The organism is Dehalococcoidales bacterium, assembly GCA_028716225.1.
Taxonomy (GTDB): Bacteria; Chloroflexota; Dehalococcoidia; order Dehalococcoidales; family UBA5760; genus UBA5760.
The window spans coordinates 1-19,424 of the sequence record JAQUQE010000011.1 but is presented as its reverse complement, the minus strand read 5'-3'; the positions used below and the strand labels follow the sequence as shown (position 1 = coordinate 19,424).

35 protein-coding genes are annotated in these 19,424 nt (G+C 47.6%); 21 read left to right on the top strand and 14 right to left on the bottom strand.

Annotated elements, in window-relative coordinates:
• Positions 1 to 32: 32 nt before the first annotated feature.
• From PHI12_07510 to PHI12_07410, 21 genes are all read left to right on the top strand, one after another.
• Complete coding sequence (locus PHI12_07510) at positions 33 to 251, top strand: hypothetical protein (GenBank protein ID MDD5510638.1); 219 nt, start codon at positions 33 to 35, stop codon at positions 249 to 251.
• Positions 252 to 437, top strand: coding sequence for a hypothetical protein (locus PHI12_07505; protein ID MDD5510637.1), 186 nt, complete (start codon positions 252 to 254; stop codon positions 435 to 437). It begins immediately after the preceding gene.
• Between the two features lie 3 nt (positions 438 to 440).
• Entirely contained in the window at positions 441 to 827 is a 387-nt protein-coding gene (locus PHI12_07500) for a DUF1064 domain-containing protein (protein MDD5510636.1), read from the top strand.
• A gap of 8 nt (positions 828 to 835) precedes the next feature.
• Positions 836 to 1,132 carry a hypothetical protein gene (locus tag PHI12_07495; protein MDD5510635.1) on the top strand — a complete coding sequence of 99 codons (297 nt, stop codon included), beginning with the start codon at positions 836 to 838 and terminating at the stop codon, positions 1,130 to 1,132.
• Between the two features lie 43 nt (positions 1,133 to 1,175).
• Positions 1,176 to 1,433 carry a hypothetical protein gene (locus PHI12_07490; GenBank protein MDD5510634.1) on the top strand — a complete coding sequence of 86 codons (258 nt, stop codon included), beginning with the start codon at positions 1,176 to 1,178 and terminating at the stop codon, positions 1,431 to 1,433.
• Positions 1,434 to 1,458: 25 nt separating this feature from the next.
• Entirely contained in the window at positions 1,459 to 1,872 is a 414-nt protein-coding gene (locus PHI12_07485) for a hypothetical protein (protein ID MDD5510633.1), read from the top strand.
• Between the two features lie 2 nt (positions 1,873 to 1,874).
• Positions 1,875 to 2,219, top strand: coding sequence for a hypothetical protein (locus tag PHI12_07480; GenBank protein ID MDD5510632.1), 345 nt, complete (start codon positions 1,875 to 1,877; stop codon positions 2,217 to 2,219).
• Positions 2,203 to 2,457, top strand: a complete 255-nt coding sequence (locus tag PHI12_07475; GenBank protein MDD5510631.1) for a LuxR C-terminal-related transcriptional regulator — start codon at positions 2,203 to 2,205, stop codon at positions 2,455 to 2,457. The genes PHI12_07480 and PHI12_07475 overlap by 17 nt, the downstream gene beginning before the upstream one ends.
• Before the next feature lie 18 nt (positions 2,458 to 2,475).
• Positions 2,476 to 3,420: a hypothetical protein gene (locus tag PHI12_07470; protein ID MDD5510630.1), complete on the top strand. Its 945-nt coding sequence runs from the start codon at positions 2,476 to 2,478 to the stop codon at positions 3,418 to 3,420.
• Between the two features lie 181 nt (positions 3,421 to 3,601).
• Positions 3,602 to 3,805 (top strand): hypothetical protein, encoded by a 204-nt coding sequence (locus tag PHI12_07465; protein MDD5510629.1) that lies wholly within the window; start codon positions 3,602 to 3,604, stop codon positions 3,803 to 3,805.
• A gap of 29 nt (positions 3,806 to 3,834) precedes the next feature.
• Entirely contained in the window at positions 3,835 to 4,134 is a 300-nt protein-coding gene (locus PHI12_07460) for a DUF4326 domain-containing protein (protein MDD5510628.1), read from the top strand.
• Entirely contained in the window at positions 4,124 to 4,471 is a 348-nt protein-coding gene (locus PHI12_07455) for a hypothetical protein (GenBank protein ID MDD5510627.1), read from the top strand. The genes PHI12_07460 and PHI12_07455 overlap by 11 nt, the downstream gene beginning before the upstream one ends.
• 124 nt (positions 4,472 to 4,595) lie before the next feature.
• A complete protein-coding gene (locus tag PHI12_07450) occupies positions 4,596 to 5,534 on the top strand; it encodes a DNA cytosine methyltransferase (protein ID MDD5510626.1) in 939 nt (312 codons plus the stop codon).
• Positions 5,535 to 5,564: 30 nt separating this feature from the next.
• Positions 5,565 to 6,269, top strand: coding sequence for a hypothetical protein (locus tag PHI12_07445; protein MDD5510625.1), 705 nt, complete (start codon positions 5,565 to 5,567; stop codon positions 6,267 to 6,269).
• Between the two features lie 233 nt (positions 6,270 to 6,502).
• Positions 6,503 to 7,351 (top strand): hypothetical protein, encoded by an 849-nt coding sequence (locus tag PHI12_07440; protein MDD5510624.1) that lies wholly within the window; start codon positions 6,503 to 6,505, stop codon positions 7,349 to 7,351.
• Positions 7,335 to 7,544 (top strand): hypothetical protein, encoded by a 210-nt coding sequence (locus PHI12_07435; protein MDD5510623.1) that lies wholly within the window; start codon positions 7,335 to 7,337, stop codon positions 7,542 to 7,544. Before PHI12_07440 ends, PHI12_07435 begins: the two co-directional genes overlap by 17 nt.
• Positions 7,541 to 7,732 carry a hypothetical protein gene (locus PHI12_07430; protein MDD5510622.1) on the top strand — a complete coding sequence of 64 codons (192 nt, stop codon included), beginning with the start codon at positions 7,541 to 7,543 and terminating at the stop codon, positions 7,730 to 7,732. Before PHI12_07435 ends, PHI12_07430 begins: the two co-directional genes overlap by 4 nt.
• Positions 7,733 to 7,769: 37 nt before the next feature.
• Positions 7,770 to 7,922 carry a hypothetical protein gene (locus tag PHI12_07425; GenBank protein MDD5510621.1) on the top strand — a complete coding sequence of 51 codons (153 nt, stop codon included), beginning with the start codon at positions 7,770 to 7,772 and terminating at the stop codon, positions 7,920 to 7,922.
• Positions 7,923 to 8,132, top strand: a complete 210-nt coding sequence (locus PHI12_07420; GenBank protein ID MDD5510620.1) for a hypothetical protein — start codon at positions 7,923 to 7,925, stop codon at positions 8,130 to 8,132.
• 1 nt (position 8,133) lies between these two features.
• On the top strand, positions 8,134 to 8,334 hold the full coding sequence (locus tag PHI12_07415) for a hypothetical protein (protein ID MDD5510619.1): 201 nt from the start codon (positions 8,134 to 8,136) through the stop codon (positions 8,332 to 8,334).
• 9 nt (positions 8,335 to 8,343) lie between these two features.
• Positions 8,344 to 8,478, top strand: coding sequence for a hypothetical protein (locus PHI12_07410; protein ID MDD5510618.1), 135 nt, complete (start codon positions 8,344 to 8,346; stop codon positions 8,476 to 8,478).
• A gap of 486 nt (positions 8,479 to 8,964) precedes the next feature.
• Here the strand turns inward: PHI12_07410 and PHI12_07405 are convergent, their stop codons facing one another.
• The 14 genes from PHI12_07405 to PHI12_07340 are packed head-to-tail and all read right to left on the bottom strand — an operon-like array spanning position 8,965 to position 19,196.
• A complete protein-coding gene (locus PHI12_07405; GenBank protein ID MDD5510617.1) occupies positions 8,965 to 9,189 on the bottom strand; it encodes a hypothetical protein in 225 nt (74 codons plus the stop codon).
• A gap of 34 nt (positions 9,190 to 9,223) precedes the next feature.
• Positions 9,224 to 11,053 carry an LAGLIDADG family homing endonuclease gene (locus PHI12_07400; GenBank protein MDD5510616.1) on the bottom strand — a complete coding sequence of 610 codons (1,830 nt, stop codon included), beginning with the start codon at positions 11,051 to 11,053 and terminating at the stop codon, positions 9,224 to 9,226.
• Positions 11,054 to 11,062: 9 nt separating this feature from the next.
• Positions 11,063 to 11,965, bottom strand: a complete 903-nt coding sequence (locus PHI12_07395) for a carboxypeptidase regulatory-like domain-containing protein (GenBank protein MDD5510615.1) — start codon at positions 11,963 to 11,965, stop codon at positions 11,063 to 11,065.
• 47 nt (positions 11,966 to 12,012) lie between these two features.
• Entirely contained in the window at positions 12,013 to 12,450 is a 438-nt protein-coding gene (locus PHI12_07390; GenBank protein MDD5510614.1) for a carboxypeptidase-like regulatory domain-containing protein, read from the bottom strand.
• 13 nt (positions 12,451 to 12,463) lie between these two features.
• Entirely contained in the window at positions 12,464 to 13,903 is a 1,440-nt protein-coding gene (locus tag PHI12_07385; GenBank protein MDD5510613.1) for a glycosyl hydrolase family 18 protein, read from the bottom strand.
• Positions 13,900 to 14,181, bottom strand: coding sequence for a carboxypeptidase-like regulatory domain-containing protein (locus tag PHI12_07380; GenBank protein MDD5510612.1), 282 nt, complete (start codon positions 14,179 to 14,181; stop codon positions 13,900 to 13,902). Before PHI12_07380 ends, PHI12_07385 begins: the two co-directional genes overlap by 4 nt.
• 12 nt (positions 14,182 to 14,193) lie before the next feature.
• A complete protein-coding gene (locus tag PHI12_07375) occupies positions 14,194 to 14,652 on the bottom strand; it encodes a hypothetical protein (GenBank protein ID MDD5510611.1) in 459 nt (152 codons plus the stop codon).
• 30 nt (positions 14,653 to 14,682) lie between these two features.
• Positions 14,683 to 15,105, bottom strand: coding sequence for a hypothetical protein (locus PHI12_07370; protein ID MDD5510610.1), 423 nt, complete (start codon positions 15,103 to 15,105; stop codon positions 14,683 to 14,685).
• A gap of 25 nt (positions 15,106 to 15,130) precedes the next feature.
• Entirely contained in the window at positions 15,131 to 15,796 is a 666-nt protein-coding gene (locus PHI12_07365; GenBank protein ID MDD5510609.1) for a hypothetical protein, read from the bottom strand.
• A gap of 13 nt (positions 15,797 to 15,809) precedes the next feature.
• Positions 15,810 to 16,487, bottom strand: a complete 678-nt coding sequence (locus PHI12_07360) for a hypothetical protein (GenBank protein MDD5510608.1) — start codon at positions 16,485 to 16,487, stop codon at positions 15,810 to 15,812.
• A gap of 9 nt (positions 16,488 to 16,496) precedes the next feature.
• Complete coding sequence (locus tag PHI12_07355) at positions 16,497 to 17,414, bottom strand: hypothetical protein (protein ID MDD5510607.1); 918 nt, start codon at positions 17,412 to 17,414, stop codon at positions 16,497 to 16,499.
• On the bottom strand, positions 17,411 to 17,647 hold the full coding sequence (locus PHI12_07350) for a hypothetical protein (protein ID MDD5510606.1): 237 nt from the start codon (positions 17,645 to 17,647) through the stop codon (positions 17,411 to 17,413). Before PHI12_07350 ends, PHI12_07355 begins: the two co-directional genes overlap by 4 nt.
• The gene (locus tag PHI12_07345; protein ID MDD5510605.1) at positions 17,647 to 18,654 is read right to left on the bottom strand and encodes a hypothetical protein; all 1,008 of its coding nucleotides are present in this window, start codon (positions 18,652 to 18,654) and stop codon (positions 17,647 to 17,649) included. Before PHI12_07345 ends, PHI12_07350 begins: the two co-directional genes overlap by 1 nt.
• Complete coding sequence (locus PHI12_07340) at positions 18,654 to 19,196, bottom strand: hypothetical protein (GenBank protein ID MDD5510604.1); 543 nt, start codon at positions 19,194 to 19,196, stop codon at positions 18,654 to 18,656. Before PHI12_07340 ends, PHI12_07345 begins: the two co-directional genes overlap by 1 nt.
• Between the last annotated feature and the right edge of the window lie 228 nt (positions 19,197 to 19,424).

Sequence of the window (19,424 nt, the reverse complement as noted above, 5' to 3'; positions counted from 1 at the left end):
TGACTGGCCGTACTCCTTATTTGAGGTGAAAAATGAAAGTAAAAGCGCTTAAAAAGATACAATCCGGGCTAAAACCCAGCATCAAGATCCTTTCACTGGAAGAGGATGGGGCTGAGATCCATGGCGTAGTCAAATACGAACGCTGCCTTAGCGGATTACCGGGCAACCCCTTCCTGGCGATCCTCGAAGATTTTACAGCCGACGAAAACGGGAATCTTCTGAACATTTCGATGCATAGGCTAAGGGGATAAATGACCAGTCTTAAAAACGAGATCGAGGTCTCCTGCGGCCGCTATAAGTGTTGGATATCCTGGAAGTGGGGATATGTTATTAACCCACCTGCGATCATCTATTGGAGCCCCGGATCATTACGGGAATACTCTGAGTTCTGCAAGGCGCTTGCCGACGCTATCGAGAAATGGGAAAGGGAGCACTAAATCATGTACGTAGGCGGCTACTGGCTATCCCAGGATACGGTTGACCGGAATCCTCAGCTTAAGGATATTGTCCCCGCGGTACCGGCCAGTAAGTATCATAACGTCAAAACAGAAGCGAAGGGCATGGTATTCCAGAGCGGACACGAAGCGGCCGGCGTGGCCGGTCTTATCATGGCCGAGCAGCACAAGAAGATCTTCGGACTCCGGCTGCAGGTCCGGTTTCCGCTCCCAGGGGGTAATATGTATGTCGCCGACGCCGTGTATTGTGAACTGGTCAGTGGGAAAATGGAGCTGGTAGTTATGGATTTCAAAGGCGCAGAGACTCCCGTCTTTAAGGTGAAGCGCCGGGCTTTTGAGCACCATTACGGAATAAAAATAACGCTGGGGTGAGGTTAAATATGGGCTGTGTACTGTGCAATATTACAAATGTGGAGTCATTCACCGGTACTAATGTGAAATTTAAGATTACAAACGATACCGGAAAGACCATAGAAGGGGTGTCTGTTTATGTCGAACCACCCAAAGTCCCTAACCCCTTCTACTGTGCTACCGAAGACGATAAAAAACTGTTTCTGGATGAGTTGGCCGGCGATATTGCAACCCGGCACTCTGAACTGGTTTGGAAGATAGTTTGCTATTACCTGAGATATGTCCTTTGGGACCGTCATAAATGGAGAATGTCCCGAGTAAAATAAAGCTATTTCTTGAGAAATACGGCCAGGCGATCGAGGAGATGTAATGATATTACAAGCTGAAGAATTAGTGCAAACAATGGTAACCAAGGATATTCTCTGTGACTGCTGTGGAGATTCGTGCCGACCTGTAAAAGCCCGTAATTATGAGTATGCCACGTTCAGTGCCCGTTGGGGTTGGGACTCTGAACGCGATCTCGAAGTGTGGGAAGCGCACATTTGCGAGAATTGTGCCGTTAAGGTAAAGAATTTCATTGAATCTATCGGGGGGAAGGTGAGGCTGTCTTCAAGGATAATCGGATAATGGCCGGGCTATTGAGGAGATGTAGATGTCAAAGCTATTAAAGTATTTTATGCCTGCTACGATTGACGACAAATCCGACAGAATGCAAGTTCATTCTTTTGTTGGCCCGAATGGAAATAAAAGTGTCCAATTCACTATTGGAATGAAATATTGCGACCTAGAAGAATCTGAGATTAAACAGCTAATATCAATTTTACAGAAGAGGATTGAGGGTAATAATGCTGACATTAGAGGAGATGTAGATATGCCAGAAATTCACGAACGTACAATTGAGGAAGTCAAGGCGTGTCTTGTTGGTCGGACGATTGTTTCTATAGAGGCTAGTGAGTGGGACGAAGAATATGGTTATCTATCAGGTGATTACGGTACTGTAAAGATAAAACTTGACGATGGTACTGTTCTTGACTCGGACGGGGAAGTAATTAAGGTGCTGTTCTAAGTATGCTGACCTTAATTGACGGTCCATGCAAAGGAACCTTCCGGGTCAAACGGGCGCCCAAGTATCTGCGGGCAGTTATCAGACAGCAGCTCGATGGCCCGGTCGAGACGGACGTTCTTGACCAGGTTGAGGACAAACCGGAACCTATGAGCTGGTCTATGTCTACCAGATACAGGGGCAGGCCGGCACTATCTTCCTGGATGGGAAAGGAATACATGGCCAGTATGTGCTTGCCAGCTACAAACACCTGCCCGGCGTCGACGGCGAGCAGCTCCGGGACAACGATAAGTGGCAGGAATGGTGCAAATATCAACCTTAGAGGGAGGGTTTATGACAAAGCATCTTAATTTAAGCGCCAGGCAGCATGAGGTTGTTTGGTATACCGCCCATGGGCTGACCGCCCGGGAGGTCGCCGAAAAGATGGGAGCCAAGGAGCAGACGGTAAAGAATTTTCTATATTATGCCAGGCTCAAGTACCATGCGGCCAACAACGCCCACCTGGTCTTTCTGTACTTCTTGCCCGAGGATATCACGAATATACCGGTCGAGAATTACGCGACCAATGTAAGACGACTAAAGGAATAACGGGAGGTTAAATAAAACATGTCATCTTTACCTTGTCATTGTACTAAATGCCCTAAAACTTGGGACTATTATGACGAAAAAGAAAACGGCAGCGATAAAATGTCTATTGTCCAATATCAGGGGCTTATCTGTCCACAATGCGGCGCTGCCGGGGTTGCCGGCGCAGGCGTGGAAAAAACTCATCACGAACCCATTCCCTTGGAAACGGTCCCGATTTCTTTTGAGCGTTCCGAGACTAAGGGTATCGATGGAAAACTTCCTGAAGGGACGATAATCGTGCCCTCCCCGATCGCTCCGGTCCCTGGTACCGCAATTATAAAGGTTAATCCGGAAGCGGATGATGTATTCCAGGAAATGAAAAAGGAAGCGCTACGTCTCCTCGAGTGGGGCAAGGTCCGGGTAATCGATAATCCCAAAGATGAGAAGTCAGCGACCGAAGACCTGGGATCTGTGGCTACACTCTTAAAGAAACTGGCCGCTGCCCAAAAAGAGTGGACTGCCCCGACCAAGACGAACCTCGAGTTAGTGGCCGGGGCTTTCAATGATGTGATTAAGCCCCTTCAGGAGATCGATAAAACACTGAGAGAAAAGGTAAGCGCTTACAGGGCCGAAGTCAAACGCCAGACTGCCATCCTGCAGGAAGCCAACCGGATCGTCATAGAGAATGCCCGTAAAGAGGCTGCGGCCAATAACGGAGAGGTCTTAACCCCAATCGTTATAAATACGGTACCGGCAGCTCCTCAGAAGACCGTCAGGACTGCTACCGGTACCGCGAGCGAGACGGAGAACTGGGATTTTAAGATTGTTAACTTCGATCTACTCCCGGAAAAATACAAGATACACTCTGCCGATGTCGTGAAGATCCGTAAAGATGTTGTGAAAAACAAGGGGACTCTCGAGATACCGGGGGTCGAGCAGTTTAAGAAAGAAGGGCTCCGGATAACAACTCCAAGGGGAGGATAGTAGTGAAAAATATTATGCTTTTCATTTGGGTATTTGTTTTATGGGTTGCAATAGGCTCGTGTCTAGGACTACTGATGTCTTTATCGAAGAGACCAGATCTCTCCTGGATCGCCAGTCTATTCAGTGCGGTCGGTTTTGGTACCATGTTTTCCTACTTCTCTTTGAAACGAGGCTGAATGATATGGATAACGACAAGATTATATCCATTCTGTGTAAGGTATTTGCCGTTGATATTTGGATCGGTGGCGCCATCCCTCTATATGGAGGTATTTATTGCATAGTGTATAACTATTGGACTTGGGTACTTTTGTTCCCAATAGCTATATTGTTTGGTATTTTGGGTTACATTGCATGGCAACTTTGGAATATAAACGAGGCTGAATGATACAAACGGAGGGTATGGGAGAAAGAATAATGCCAAAGGTTATTAATAAAAATAAAAGTGGGACACCTGAAGGTGCTGTTTATGTTGGCAGACCGAGTAAGTGGGGCAATCCATACAAAATCGGAGTACATGGCACTAGAGAACAAGTCATTGAAACTTACCGAAAATGGATTAGGCATTGCATTAAAGATAATCCTAAAGTATATGACCTTTCAGAGTTAAGAGGTAAAGACCTAGTTTGTTGGTGTCATCCTCAACCTTGCCACGCGGATGTACTTCTTGAGTTGGCTAATAACTCTGAGCTGCCGGAGGTTTCTCATGGCCTATGATTATAGCTGGAAATGCCCTTGGTGCCCGACTTACTACTCCGGACCATACCGGGAGTCGGTCGAGCGGGAAAGAGAGCACCGGGCGTCATGCCCGGCCCGCCCGGCGATGACAGGCGATCGGTCCCCGGCCCGCTCCCCGGCGACCCCGGCAACCAAGCCGTCCGCCCAGGAACCAGATCTCTTCCTGCCGTCCGATAAGAAGTTCGTCGGCTGCCAGCTCACCGGCTCGGCTTTCTGCCATACCCAGAAGTATTGGGCGACGGCCGGATACCAGGGCGAGATCTGCTGTATCCCGAAGCCGTGTTTATTTTTAAGGGAAGCGGAGGATCAAAAGTGATAATACAGATTGGAAGTTATCTCATTGCTAATAGAAAATTTGTCAGTACGAAGCCTGAAAGAAAATACAAAATCTGGAAGATCATGTGTTTCTGGATTGTTAAGGAACTGAAATGACCCAAGAATTGGACTTCGAAACTGATTTAAGACATATGGTTGAAAGGGGAATAGGGCCCGGTACTTTCCGCTCCCGAGAAGTAGATCCATGGAGTGACTACGTGGAGACGGCATCCGGCCTTCTTGTTCCCGGCCATGCGGTCGAGGAAAAACCAAAGGATATTCTCCCCACTGGGGTAGACATATTTTGTGGTTGCGGGGGTTTTAGTCTCGGTTTTATACAGGCTGGTTTTAATGTACTGGCTGGCTTAGATAATGCGGTGGACTGCATCCACACTTACTTAGCGAATCTTGGAGGTCCGGATACCGAAGTCGTATTCATATCCCCGGAAGATAAGGAGCGGTGGACCGACCATATTAAACGCTCGCTAAATGCAAAGAAGAAACTCCTGAAGGGAGAGAAGGATCCAAAAGCCAGGGAGCATTTCGGGAGAGAAGTTGACGATCTCGAACATGGCCGGTGGGGATCCTGGCATCATCACTTTGACCCGAAAAAACCACCGGTTAAGGCTGTTTTCTTGGGCGATGTTAGAAAGGTGACCGGCCAATTCATTTTAGACCACATAGGCATGAAAATAGAGGAACTTTCCTGTGTTTTCGGATCTCCTCCGTGCCAGGGCTTTTCCAGAGCCAATTCGAAAAAGACTTGTATGGACCCGAGAAATAGCCTGGTCTTTGATTGGGTACGGCTTGTCGTGGAGATGCGACCGGCAACCCTTTGTATGGAGAATGTCCCAGCCATAGTTGAAATGACCACGCCTGAAGGGGTCCTTGTCATAGACGCAATGTGCCGTATCCTGGAGGATGGAGGCTTTGGCACTTACAACGGCCTGAAGAAAGCCTTACTGGAGACTTCGGGCGCGGGTATGGCTATGAGAGGGAAGAAAGTAGAAAAACAGTCTAAGAATAAGGAAAAGGCAGATGTTAAACAGGCAGCTCTATTTTAGAGCAGCGGAGGCAGCGGAGGTAAGTTGATAATGCCAGAAGATATAGTCGGCGTCGAGTGCGGGCTGTGCCATCAGGAAACCTTTCGAACTCTTGAACGGGAAATAACCGTGAAAGCTAAGGTGTGCCTTCCCTGTGCCTATAAGATGGACGCTAAAGCGGTGGAATCGGCAGCTAAAGGCGGCCGGGAGGGATTAAGCAGGTACCAAAGAATACAGCTTTCCATGGAAGAATCAAGGGAATGGGCACGGAACTGGCACGGTAAGAGGGTTGTTATCACTTACGACGCGAGCGATGGCCGGGGCGAATGGGTTGAGGAGGATTGTCATATCAGGGGAACGGCTTCTCTAAATATGAAGAATCCAGACCAAGGATGGGGAAGGCTAAAAGTTGTCCTTGATAATGCTGAGCTAGGCCGCGTTGAATACTGGGATGATAATATAGGTACTTTTGACGAGGGTAAACCATCCGATTGTAAAGTCGCAGTGGTCGACAAACACCGCTGGGGACTCGGCACTCGCATGTTGAACAGAGCTCATTATGACCAGATCAAACAGAACTATTGGTATGAGTATCTTAAACCTTTAGCAGTCAACATTAACTGGGGTGATCGTAATTTTTTAGTTCTTACCGAATTTGACGAGGAAACTGAGCGACTGGCTGCCATTGCCGAGCAGAAACGGATTGAAAACGAAGAGCGGAAAGAAGCTGAAAAACACTTGGGGGAAGGAATTTAATGCAGGAAAATAGTACAGCGGCAACTTCAAATGTCATTGTTATTATCGGAGAGGATACTGCAACTACTAGTGTAGCGAGCATAACAAGAAGACATTCAGTCTCCACTTTTAATGCTCCAGCGTATCCGGAGCCGCTTATTGTCGACGATTCCAGGAAGGAGAGGAGGGAAAGGAGATTCGGGCGCCACGATTCCTGGAAACCTAAAAACGTATTGGATGGAGGTTAAAAGATAATGTCCTGGAATAAATCAATTATCCATTGGCGGGAAGAAGACAATGTATACGTCTCGGTTGCCTTCACATGGCATCTACCGCTTGCTCACAAGCTATGTCAGTGGAACACACAGGCCGGCTTTAGGGTCCTAGCCGGTGGCCCTGCTGTTGAACTAATGCCCCATTATCTAGCGGACGTTGCCGAAGTAGGCGGGAATATGTACCCGCTCCCACTTTCAAGACACAATCCGGACGCGACCTTTACGACCCGTGGCTGTATTAGAAGATGTACGTTTTGTGCTGTACCCAAAATTGAAGGCGATTTCCGTGAACTAAACGATTGGATCCCCGCGCCGATAGTCTGTGACAACAATCTGCTAGCTTCCAGCCAAAAGCACTTCGATACCGTGATCGATAGACTGAAAGTATTCAAAGGCGTGGACTTTAACCAGGGGTTAGATGCACGACTTCTCAATGCTCATCACATTGAACGGTTGCAGGAACTGAGACTGCCGATCTTGCGCTTTGCCTGGGATGATACCAGTAATGAATCGGTCATCATGGACGCGATAGCCCGCATATTGGCAGCCGGTTTCCCAAAAAGACGGGTTCACTGTTATGCCTTATTTGGTTACAATGACACATCTGAAGACGCTTTATACCGAGCGGATAAGATCAAAGAGAAGGGTATTAGGCCTTTTATGATGAGATATCAGCCGCTTAACGCACTTAAAAAAGACCAGTTTGATACAAATTGCATGGGTAATTGGACCGAAAAGGAAATGTCCAGATTTACCCGATATTGGTGCCGGCAGAATTGGTTTTCTAAAATACCATATAAGGAGTTTGATAATGATGCCAGAAGTTAAAGAGCTGCAGATCGGTCACCGATATCTCCTGAAGGAGATCCACGTCGACGGCGACGACATATTCGAGGCTACGGTCGAAGAAAAAACTAAAGAGGCCCCCGAGGAAGTATTGAAGCTAAGACGCTTTCCAGAGGGGGAATTCGTTTGGAAGGAGTCCTGGCGGCTACAGGTGGTTGAGGAGCTCCCAAATTGACAAATGAAGAGCGGGAAGCACTTTTAAAACCACGGATGACAGACGAATTTCTGTCTACTCTTGTTGAGTTAGCTAAAACAGTCGGATGGCTCCTTGATTATGTCGAAGTAGAAGCATTTGTAAGAAATGCGTTTGATTTTGCTGATAAAAAATTACCAGATATGACACCATACGAAGATGATGATTAAGTAGCAATATAAGAAAAATATTATATCGGAGGTAAGCATGCTTAGAAGTATTTCCCCCCAGGACGCTGAGTACCTGGTCGAGTGTGTCCAGTTCTGTACCGGCGATGACGAATTCATGTCCGCTGATCCTATGAGAGCAAAAAGGTTGCTTGAACTGGAAGCTGAGCTTTTTAAAATAACGGAGGGCTAAATGAATATAGATCAACTTATCGATGAACTGAAAAAATACCCTGGGAAAAGCCAAGTCCTTGTAACCTGGGAAGGAACGGAACACGAACTCGAAACTGATATGGTTTACCAGGTTACCAGTGGTGTAGTTATGTTAGACGCAGATGGTAATTTTTACAAAGAAGACTATATCTCAGAGGGTCGAGTACGAGACCCATTGGAGGGATACTAGAATGCTGAAATTAGGCGATAAAGTCAAAATTGAAAAACCCATATATCTCGGAGAGTGGTTAGAACCGGGTACTGAAATAACACTTGTAGGTAGAAAATCTGGCGAATACGGCACTCTTTGGCTTGGCCAGAAAGGGGAAATTGAAGATTTTGAACTGCCTAAAATATTCACACTTGCTCCGGGAGATTTGGAGGAAATTTAGGAGGTAAACGTGACGAAATTCATATTAGCCTGGGTAATTCTGGTACTGGTTATCGCGATATCTACTTCATTTGTTATCCTCGGCTCTCGAGATTTCATCAAAAAATACATTGAGATCAAACGAAGGCCAAATAAAAAGTATTGAGGGGGTCTTCTGACTTGAATGAAAATAGGGAATTAATACATAAGTTCACTCTATTTTTACTGATAGCTATGTCGCTGGGAGTGCTTACATGTTTTATTTGCCTGTGGCCGGCGGGCTCCTGGGCTAGCGAGCCGAATAAATATGTCCTTTCTGGGGAAATCGGTTTAATTCTTTCGGTGCTTATTTATGGTATCGTAAGCCTAGTGCTTTCTTTTTCTGCCGGCAAGCCACCACGTCAGCGGGAGCCCGATGAAAAACAGGACCAGTAGCGCTATCACTAAAATCTTAATAAGCATCGGGCTTCGATTCCCTGAGCCATTCAACCCAGAACCGGTGACCTCTTTCCGATGAGATCCGCTGGGCGTTCTGGATAACCGTCCCCAGATCTGTAGTTTGAATCTCATAAAAGACGGGCACTGTATCTCTACCCTCAGTTCTTAGCTGTTCGCAGAGATAGAAGTGCCCGCTATTTTCCACGGAGGAGTCCTATTTCTTAGTCATGGCCAGTAATTTGGCATTCTGTTTCTTTAGGGCTGTGTTTTGCCCTGACTGAATCATGCCGGCAATGGCGTTAAGAACGACTAACACTAGCCCTTCCCATGCCACGTACTGCGGGAACATTTCGTTGGAGACGAAATACTGGATTACCAGAATGATGATAGCGATGAGGTTTAACCAGAACCACTTTGTCTTTAAAAATCCCCAGCTCATTGTTTAACCCTCCTGATATAAGAATTTTCCTATATTACCACGAGAAGCAAAGAAAGCGTTTCTTAACCGGGGGCGGTACCGGATGCGGACCCGGGTCAAACATGACTATGTAGTGAGCATCGTACCCCCCGTTCTGCTTGGACCATTCTATCCATTCAAAGGGGACTTTCGCCCGGCCACCGGTCGACCAGTCTTTTCCCCATGAATTCTGTATGTCAAAATAGGCCTTGGTCTGGTCATATCCGTAGATAAAAACTTCGTGCCCGCCAGCTACCAGGGAGCCGGGCCCCGGGGTGGGTAGAATTTCGTCAGATCCGGATTGCCAGAGATACGGCCATGGAGCGCCGATCGCCACGCAGTGACCCTCAGATAAGGCCGACATAATCCCGTTAAGTCCATTGTCGACACGGACCGCTTCGAAGTCGGGGTATTTGATAGCCTGGCTCATCCGGAGGGAGCTGGGGGCCGACTTATCCAGAGTATTGGGGTTATACGGCCAGTACGGTTCGTAAAGAAGACCGTTCAGGGTCGCCCACTTGAATACATCTTCCGGTACCGCTCCACAATCATGAGCTAATGTCCCTTCCAAAAACCGGGCTCCATTATACAACCAGGTAGGCGAATAAATTTCGACCTCAAACCCGTTGGATTTAGCGACGGTGTAGGCTTCGCCACCAATGCCATGCCCGGTACAAGAATTACCGCACCACATCGGACAGCCGTTTCTTCTAACGTACAACGTATGATTCGGTACCTCGAAGCAGTAGACATCGCCTGAATAATCTTCTATTCTGACGTTCTTTTTACGTTCAATGTCAGACTGGTTTCTTTCTTTTATAATTAAAAGGTAGCTATCCGAAGTACTAATAATATCTCTCCCATGGATAGTACTTTTACGCCCTGCTTCTTTATCGATTCGGATATTAGTTACTTTCCCTGTTTTTAATACTAGCTCCTGAAGATCGTCTGCCAATTTTTTGCTAGAGGTATAGAGTCTTTTCCCGTCAATAGATCCATCTCCCGTAGAAAAACCGTCTAAAAAGACTTTAATACTTGGGGAACTTGCGTCTTTTACATATTGAGGTACGTATTTGACCAAGGCTTGTCCAAGTGGCTCTAGTTCTTTCCACAATCTTAGATTGTGAAACACAAACCTATCTTCTAGTTCGGTAAAACGCCAAGGTAATTTTAGTAAATGTATCTTTATTTTCTCTCTTTTTATAGGATTAGAGGCTGCTATCTCTATATTGTAATTCCCATTATCAGTACAATGGTTTACGCAGCCTTCAGCTATATATATTCCTAGAAACCAGAGCCAATCATTTATGGGTATTCTCAATTGTTCAATCGGATGCACTGAATTCTCTTTTCTCGGGAGAATGAAGTATTCGGGTTCGTCTCCTTTCCACAATGCAGTTCTTGGTACTGCCGAGAACCAGCCGAGCTTATCTGCTCTGATGAGAATTGTTTGATTATCTATTTTCCTTAGACTTTCATTCCACGGTTTGACGAGCATATTGTGATTTGGAGTAACACAGAAATTGAAGCCAGGTTTTTCAACTGTAACCATTGGCCCTGAATAGGAAGATTCAAACTTGTGGGTTGGTAGCTGATATTCCAGAAAGCCAGAAGGGCTCAAGGTTGCTAATTTATCTTCTAAAGATGCTTTTGAAAAAGGCTTCCATCCATCCATTGTTAATACTTCTGTGCACTCGTCGTAACAACCGATCGAGCCCTGGTCTCTTACAGGGGGGCACCAGGACAAGAAGTTTACGTATGGCAGAAGCCTTATAGCTTTTGGGCGGTGATATATCGCCTTGGGGTCGTATTTATCCTTTAACCAACCGTAACTTCTATCAGGCATCGTTTTCTCCTACGCCGGCTGCATTATGATGCCAACGTTGTCATTGTACCCGGGTAACAAATTTACCTGTCCGTCATAATCCTGAAAACCCGGTGCGGTAACATGGACCGGATTAAGGCCAGGGGTAAAGGTGATACTCCCGAAGCGGAAAACCTCACTGTTTGGCCCTGTATTAACCGTGTGGCCGCTGATGGTTACCGTGGCATCTCTTACCGCCAGCAGCCAGTAACCCCCACCCGGTTCAATCTGCCCGTAATAGGCAACCCAGCCAGCTACGGTTGCCAGCTCCCCGGTTTGAATAACTGTTAACTGGACATTAAGAGTATTATCTCCATCTAACAGGGTCTTGGTCCCACTCTTTGTTTCATAACCTGCTTTTACTACTTCCCATGTTACCGTTGTGACGGGAAGATCCGGACGTTCATAATTCCCATACATTTGAGAAGCCGCCGCAGCTAACAGATTACCACTGAGATCTCTCACGTTGATTGTTGCGCCAACTATAGGGGTACCTGTATCGGCATCCGTGATTACACCTATGAGGGTTGCAGTCCCGGGCCCAGTCCCTCCCGGAGTTAAAGGTATGGTTAAAGTATTTAGTCCTTTTACCAATGTAACCGTGCCCATAAAAGACTCATACCCATTGGCTGAAACACTGATATTCTTATCACCAGGGGTAAGCCCTGTGATATTAAAATAACCGGAGGCCCCGGTCGCTCCCGATTTTCCCCCTATGGAAACTACCGCTCCGCTGATCCCCATTGTAGTAGCTGAATCTATTACATAACCACCCAGTGCTGCTTGATCTACTTCCCCCCCCGCTTCGGTTTTGCGGCTGGCCAGAGCTACGGCGGCTATCGCAACTCCAACGCCGGCTGCCACAATGAGGGCTGTCTTTTTATTTTTGTCCATAAGGCACCTTCCTTCAGCAACGGTCTATTTCTCAGGAAATAACGGGTTTACCGGGTTACGGTTACATAGCCGGTTTTGGTGAAAGTGAATGAGTAGGATCCCGGCGTTATTCCCGTAATGCCAAAGTTACCGGTGCTATCAGTAATCGTATTTGCGTTCCCGCCCTGTCCCGTCATAGCTATTGCTACGCCAGGAAGGCCGGCATTGCTTACCGAATCCGTCACTTTGCCACTTAGAGTTCCGAGTTCGAAGACCATGGTTACATTGAGTATATTTGCACCCGGGTTAATTGTTACTGCCATTTGAATCCTCCCATAATCCTTTTTTGTAAACGTAGCTGTATGTCTTCCCGAACAAAGCCCGGAAATACCGTATTTGCCGTTTTCATCCGTTTTCGCTAACCCCCAGCCACAGTTAACACTAACGCCCTTCAGCGGGTTGTTGAACTGATCGGAGACTTTCCCTGATATCTTAGCGAATGCCATATCTCCCTCCAATTTACGAGAACCCTGTCTGCAGGGCCAGCAGCAGGGAACGATAATCACTAAACGCGTCCGTCTGAGTGTAATAGCAGAACACTCCACCGAAATCGTTATTTTTCACATACTGGGCCTTCTGTACGGTCAGATCATATCCCCCGTAATAATAGGGCCCGGCAGAGTTAGCACTAGGAGGAGGATTGTAGTTACTTATGATACCGGCGTAGCCCGGTCTATACCAACTGCCGCTCGAATCCCGGGCAGCTAAGTTGATACCCGTAACCATCTTATTCCTGGGGAAGCCGGCTGAAGCCCAGAGGGCCAGGTCCGTGACCACATCGTTAAGCGTCCCGTACCAGGTAGGTTGAGCTACATCGTAATCCATGAGGCCGATCCATTCCAGGTAGTCGGCTGCTTCGGTGTTCATGGTTACTTTCTGTGGGCTGCCATTCTCGGTAGCAGAAATAGTCTTGCCCATGGGGGTGACAAGCCCGTACAATTCTCTAATCAGGGCGGTGACCATCTCTCTGGTTACGTTGGATTTATTATCACATTCGAGATCCAAGTTAACCGCATCAAAATTATATGAGTTGAATACGGCGGCTATATTGTTCGCAAACTGACTGCGTAGCGAGGCATTGGTAATGGCCGTAGTAAAATCTCCTTCGCTGGTACCCCAGGGTAGGAATACCGAGAATGAAGCTAATTTACCGGCATTGTGACAGGCGTTAATAAAGGCTGTAGCGGTACTAAGAGATGAGCTCATTTCCACCAGTGTCATATCAGATGGGGTCCTCGGTTGGAGATATTCCCAGATACCCTCGGTAATGCGGCTCATAGGTAAACCACTGGGAATGCTAGTTCCCAGATAGGCCGGGACTAACATTCCGGTTGGAGGAATAGGTTCCGAAGTTGCGTTTATAACCTTAGTGGTGGTATTGGATCCGTCCGGTCCGGTTACTGTTAAACTGACCGAATATTGTGCTGCAGTGTTAAATACGTTACTCGGATTTCGGGTAGTAGAAGTACTCCCGTCTCCGAAGTTCCATAGATAGCCGGTAATATTCCCGGTCGACGTGTCGGTAAAAGCCACCGTAAGCGGTGCCTGCCCGGACATCGGATTGGCATTAAAATTAGCGACCGGTCCTGTCGGCGTGCCGGTCTGGTCGAAAACAGCTATAAGCGTAAGGGGCTCGGTCATCGGCCAGGATATCGGATTATCCGGCCACCCGGAATAATCGGGATCGTTCCCCGGCCAGGTCCAGGTACGGAAGGTCCAGCCGGCTGCCGGAGTTGCAGATAAGTTAACCGTCTGCCCGTCCGGAATATCATAGCCGCCCGGAGCCGGGTTAGTCGTACCCTGTCCCTGAACGGAAACATTAAGGCGGTGGGTGACTCCAGCAATGGGCGTCATGGAAACATTTAAAGTGTTAGCCCCTTTTATTATGTTTACGGTCATAGATACACCGCCTCATAGCCTTCTTTGATAAAACTCATGGGATAGCTGCCCGTAGTAATATCTGAAAAGTAAAAGAATCCGTCCGGATCCGTAAGGGTAGTCATCTCACCCAGGGTCACATTCACTCCGGAGACCGGATCTCCTGACTCGTCTCCGACCGCTCCGGAAAGGGTGCCGGTACCGGGAGCTGCTTTAGCCGGCCGGGAGGCCACAGCAATAGCCCCGATAGCTAAGCCTAGACCGAGTATACCGACGACGACCTTTTCGGTATTATCCATTACTTAATCCTTCTATTTGCCGCTGTGTCTATTCACCCCACCAATATGGCCGTTCAGCCGTCCATTAATGGCGTCCTGTTCTTTTTTCAAAGAAACGATATCAGATTCTATCTCAGTAAACCGGTTAAAACAAAACTCTTTAACATCCTTATAGTTTTCTAGGCTCGACGCTATGGCAGCTAGTTGGGCTATATAGCCCTCTAGCTTTCTCGCCAGTTCGGTTCTTTCCTGAGAAGCCGTTCTATCCCTCTCCTGAGCCAATCTTTCGGCCTCTTTTAATTTATCAGAGACGTCTTTTCTCGCTTCAGCTTCAAGTTTGGCTCTTTCCTTCTCTCTTTCCTGGGCGGCTTTATCCGAGTCTTTTAGCTTCTCATCCACCTTATCAACTATTTTCCAGTAGAATCCAACAATGGCCCCAACGATAGTAGCGATTGCTACCCCGAAAACTAAGAAGATTTGCCAGGCTGACATTTTCGAAGTCTCCTTTGCTCAAGTTTTGTATTAAGACGGGTGAATACTTCTAAAAACTCCCTCTATCGGGTTAACATATATAATAATTCTGCAATCAAAAGCATTCTGTAACTGGCGATTCCAGGTAATAGTCCGAGACTCCCCAGCCTCGAAATGTTCAGCCGTTGGCATGAATACATTACCGAATAGGTTATCGAAATCCGGATCAACCTGGATGAACTGAGCCACGATATCGACATCAATTGCCGGCCCGTTATTAACGGCGTCTACGCTGATGGTAACATTAGTGGCAGCTTCACTATAAGGGGCATTGGGCGGGTCTATCACTAAATTGGATAATTCTATTCCGCTCCCACCCCCGGCCTTTTTACGGGGCCAGAAGTAACCGACGAGGAAACCTACTCCTCCACCCCCGATAAAAGAACCCATCTCTTTTTTCTGCGTATCGTTCATTAAAGGGCTCCCCACTTATAATTTCTTAAACCGTGATCGCTACTGTGTACTCGACTTCAAGAATCTCAGTGTCGGCTACGACCACATCCGGACTGACCACGTCACGGCAAATACAAAAACTGCGAACCTCTTGTGTAGATATAAAAGCAGGAGAATATATCCCAACTTCACGGATTGTCACATTACCGCCTGATTTGTTAGTAAAGTAACGGCGTATTTTGAACGAACCGTTAGGGTTTGCAAAAGTGAGTCCATATAGCTCACAGCCTCCATAAAGTAGAGTCCCTGCGCCTTCCCCGTGTAATATCCGGGTATTCAACGCATTATCGGTCGGAGTAACGGCTGTATTGTTTGAACCTACAACGATACCTATTATCTGTCCGGTTGAATACTGGTTATAGTCGTATCTTCTTCTGCCAGCGTCCTCACCTGCCGGAACTAGATTTCCTCCACCGCCTGGAGATGCAATAACAATTAAATTCGCTGGAGAATCGATGGGCTGACCTAGATTTCTGGCAACGCCAGCATAGTCAGTTATGCCCGCCAGCGAGTTTACGTTATAACCAAGAATCGGATACCAGATATCAAAAAAATGTCTCAACCAACTCCGCGAATGCTGTTCTCTACTATCAACAGGTCGATGCCTGTTGTCGAATCTGGTAATCTTGACAGTCGTTACAATTTTAGCCATTTTGGCTCTCCTCCTATATGGTCGCCTGGGGACGATAGTTGATAGTAAGCGTGCTGCCGTTGGGGACAAGTATGCCAGCGCCGATGACATCTCGGATGATACAAAAATATCTCGCAGCTACTCCATCGTTGGCTCGGCAATAGAGGCCAACCTCAGTAATTGTAATATCTCCGCCACTCCCATTAGCAAAATTCCTGGTAATTGTCAGTTGAGAGGTCGTAGCGTCGCTTGAAGGAGCGCCAAATGTTATAGCACTGTACTGTAATTGACCAGCCCCCACTCCATGCGCAATCGGAGTCCCGAGAGCATAGTCATTTATTGTTGGAGCGACTACTCCGGTTCCTACAACGATCCCAAAAGTGACGACTCCAGCTCCAGCCAGGACATCGAACGTAATCCCCCCACTGCTATCGGTAAGTGTAAAAACATCTCGGAGTGTATTCCCGGTGTCACGAATACTCTGTTTATCACTTTGCTGAGATATACGCATCTGGGCGTAAAGAAGGTCTAAAAATTGCCGTACGTAACTTTCTGACCTTTTGACTACATGCTGACTCACCCTTTTTGTCTTAGGATCTGTTACCGCCCACTCAATTGAACAACCAAGCTCTCCTTCTTCTAGGACATGAGGTATATATTCAGGATTGATTGTTTTTAACGTTGGTTTTGTATTTAGTTCAGCATTTGGCATTTATTCCTCCTATGCTATTGCCACCCAGATCTGAGAGCCGAGCGGCTTGGTTACTCTATTTATCCAGTTGTCAGTACGAATCATCAACCAGTACAGATTCATTCCCATAATATTACTTAGAGCCCAGTCTCCTTGTGGAGTATGGCTGATGAACTTAAGTCCGGCCCCATGCTGGAAAGAATTTGACCCATCGTTTTCATCTACAACCGCCGCCCATGCTCCATTCCAGTAATATGTTACGTTAGTCCAGTTACCAGCGCCGCCCGTTCCCACCTGTATCTGTGCCTGCCAGAACTTATAGTTTGAACCTATATAGATCTTGTCCAGAACCGTATCCGACATCGGACACAGATTAAGGTCATTAGCCGCTCCGCTCCTGGCCTCGGCAGTATGGTCGGTCTGCGCCGCGGCGGCTGTTTCTTCGACAAACCCATCACATAAAATAGATAAGCCAGATTTTATCCTGGCGTTTTTTGTAATACTTTCGTCTACCGCGGCGATTACATTCTCTGCATGAGCAGATGCTAATGTGGCATCAAAACGCCTGATAAGATCGGCCGGATCGTCGGAATAAGCCTTTTTGAGAATGGAAGCCAGTGCCGCATTTTTTGTGACTGACTGGGCTACTGCCTTGATAGCTTCGGTGTGGCTGGACATAATAGGTGCCGGGTAATAGTAGACACCCGCCACCGGGAATGGTTGCCATGAGGGAATATGGAGCGGGCCTGCTGAGGTGAAACCATAACCGATCGGGCCCGGCTGTAATCTTTCCAGCTTGGTAAGATTTCTTACCAGTAAATCACCGATTGCCATGCCTGCGGCGAGTTCCTTGAGATTAGTGATCCCTTTCGCTGCCCAGTCTTTATCGGCATCGATCGTGAGTGCCGATAGGGTTGTTACTCCTCCGCCTTTTGTTTCTACGCTCATGGGTGGCTCCATGTAGAAAGTGCTCCGATCCCATTAGTGGTCAAAATGGTTCCTATTGGACCAGGCGATAGTATATTGATTCCAACTCCATCAAATTGAATCAGATCGCCGGTAACCATCCCGGCTACAACCTCTTTCAAATTACTAATACCCTTGAGTACCCAGTCTTTATCAGCATCGATGGTAAGCGCCGATAATGTGGTGACTCCGCCGCCTTTTGTCTCAAGGCTCATTACATTGACTCCAACATGTAGGAATAGGCAATAGCAGCACCGTTGTCAGCGGCATTATTACTCTGGGCTGTGACTCTCAGTACGTCGAAAATCCCAACGGTACCATTGATTGTCCACCGCCCTGGTCCGTCTGCTGCCACAGTGAAGGTTTGGCTGTATACCTGACGTTCTACCCCTGCTATTGGGTGGTACATTCGGATCGTTAATGTCCCTGCGATAGTGGACATATTGATAAAAAGAGTTTGAACTTTATTTTTGGTATTCGCGGTTCCTATACTGACTATATTCTGTTCAGCCGCCTGCCAGTTCGCTACTAGACTTCCGGTTACCGGAGGCTGTCCATAAAGGTTCATGATTCTGGCCAGGAATGGGTGAATAATCAGAATCTCGTCACCAATGCCCACTGGCACCGTGAAGGCGTTGGCTGAAAAATTACCTGTTAAGGTAGCATAATTAGTGATAGGGCGTGACTCATTTTGCGGAGCTGCTCCGCCACCCGCTGCGTCCCTGAATACAAAAGCATAATAAGGGCTCACTCCGGAGAGATCAATGAACTTCCCGGCTCCCAGCCCCGCCAGCGTAGGGATAGTGAACTGGTTGGCTCCCGGTACCGCCGTCACGGTCCCGCGTAAACAGAGGGGAAAAGTATCGAACGATCCGGTTACGAGAGTAGTTAAATCTACTGCGTTAGCTACAGCCGGATGCAGGATCAATACCGAATCCCCGACTGAAAGCGGTACAGTGAAAGCCGCGTGAGTTACAGCGCCTATAAGACCTGAGCCGCCAGATCCGACAAATACGGTGATCGCTTTAGGTGTTTCCCCTTTAGGAGCCGTAGTGGTTCCATCGACTTTTGAAAGGACCCATACGGAATATCCGACAAATGACCCGTTATCGAATCCAGCCAAACCGTTAGCCACGAACTGAGTAGCACTGATGACCTGACTGACTATCGCCAGTTGGGCAAGCTCATCTATGATTACGGGACTTCCCGATCCTCCAGCCATTAGCCACCGCTCCTTTGCTCTACGGTAACGGTAGCCTGAGAGCCTGCCGTATCAGTAAACAGGTATATCTTGCCGGTGTCCTTTATCTTCATGGTACGGGTTTCGTTTCGTAAAAGGGGATACGCCATACTTTGGTTCGGGGCCGGATTAGTAATAACAAAAATAAGAGCTAACGGACCATTAGTTGGATAGGCTTTAACAAGAACCTCGAAACCATCAGGAACGACCAGGCTGGGGACTTGGTAGGCCACATTTGCCTGTATACACTGGACTCGAACAGTTGTCTCGTAATCGGCATTTTCCGGCCAGTAACGGGACGCTTCCCCTCCGGGGATCCCCCGTATGGCAGTTAGAACGTCGTTAAGCTGTTCGATCGTGGTCCCCATCCCGGTGGCCAGGGCTTGAAGGATCTGGATTACTTCCGGAGGATATTCACCCGTTGTCGAAGCCTTGGCGGTTCCACCCTTAAATAACAGGGCTCCAATACCAAGCGCCGTTAACGTCTGCACTACGGCCGCATATTTCTCTGTTTCAATGGCCATGCTATTTACCTCCATTTTAAGCGGCGTAATTACCGCTCAGATTTATTTCTCAGGAAATAGCCTAGCCTCTGACCAGTAATTCGAGCTGGACATCGACCGAGCTGCCGCCGACCGCATCCACGAAGCCGGTAATGTTGGCGAAGGACTCTACCTCGGGGAGTTCATCTTCCCCGTAGATATTATCCAGAGCGGTCAAGAGGTCAAGCCCCGGAAGTAGTGCCACAAAGG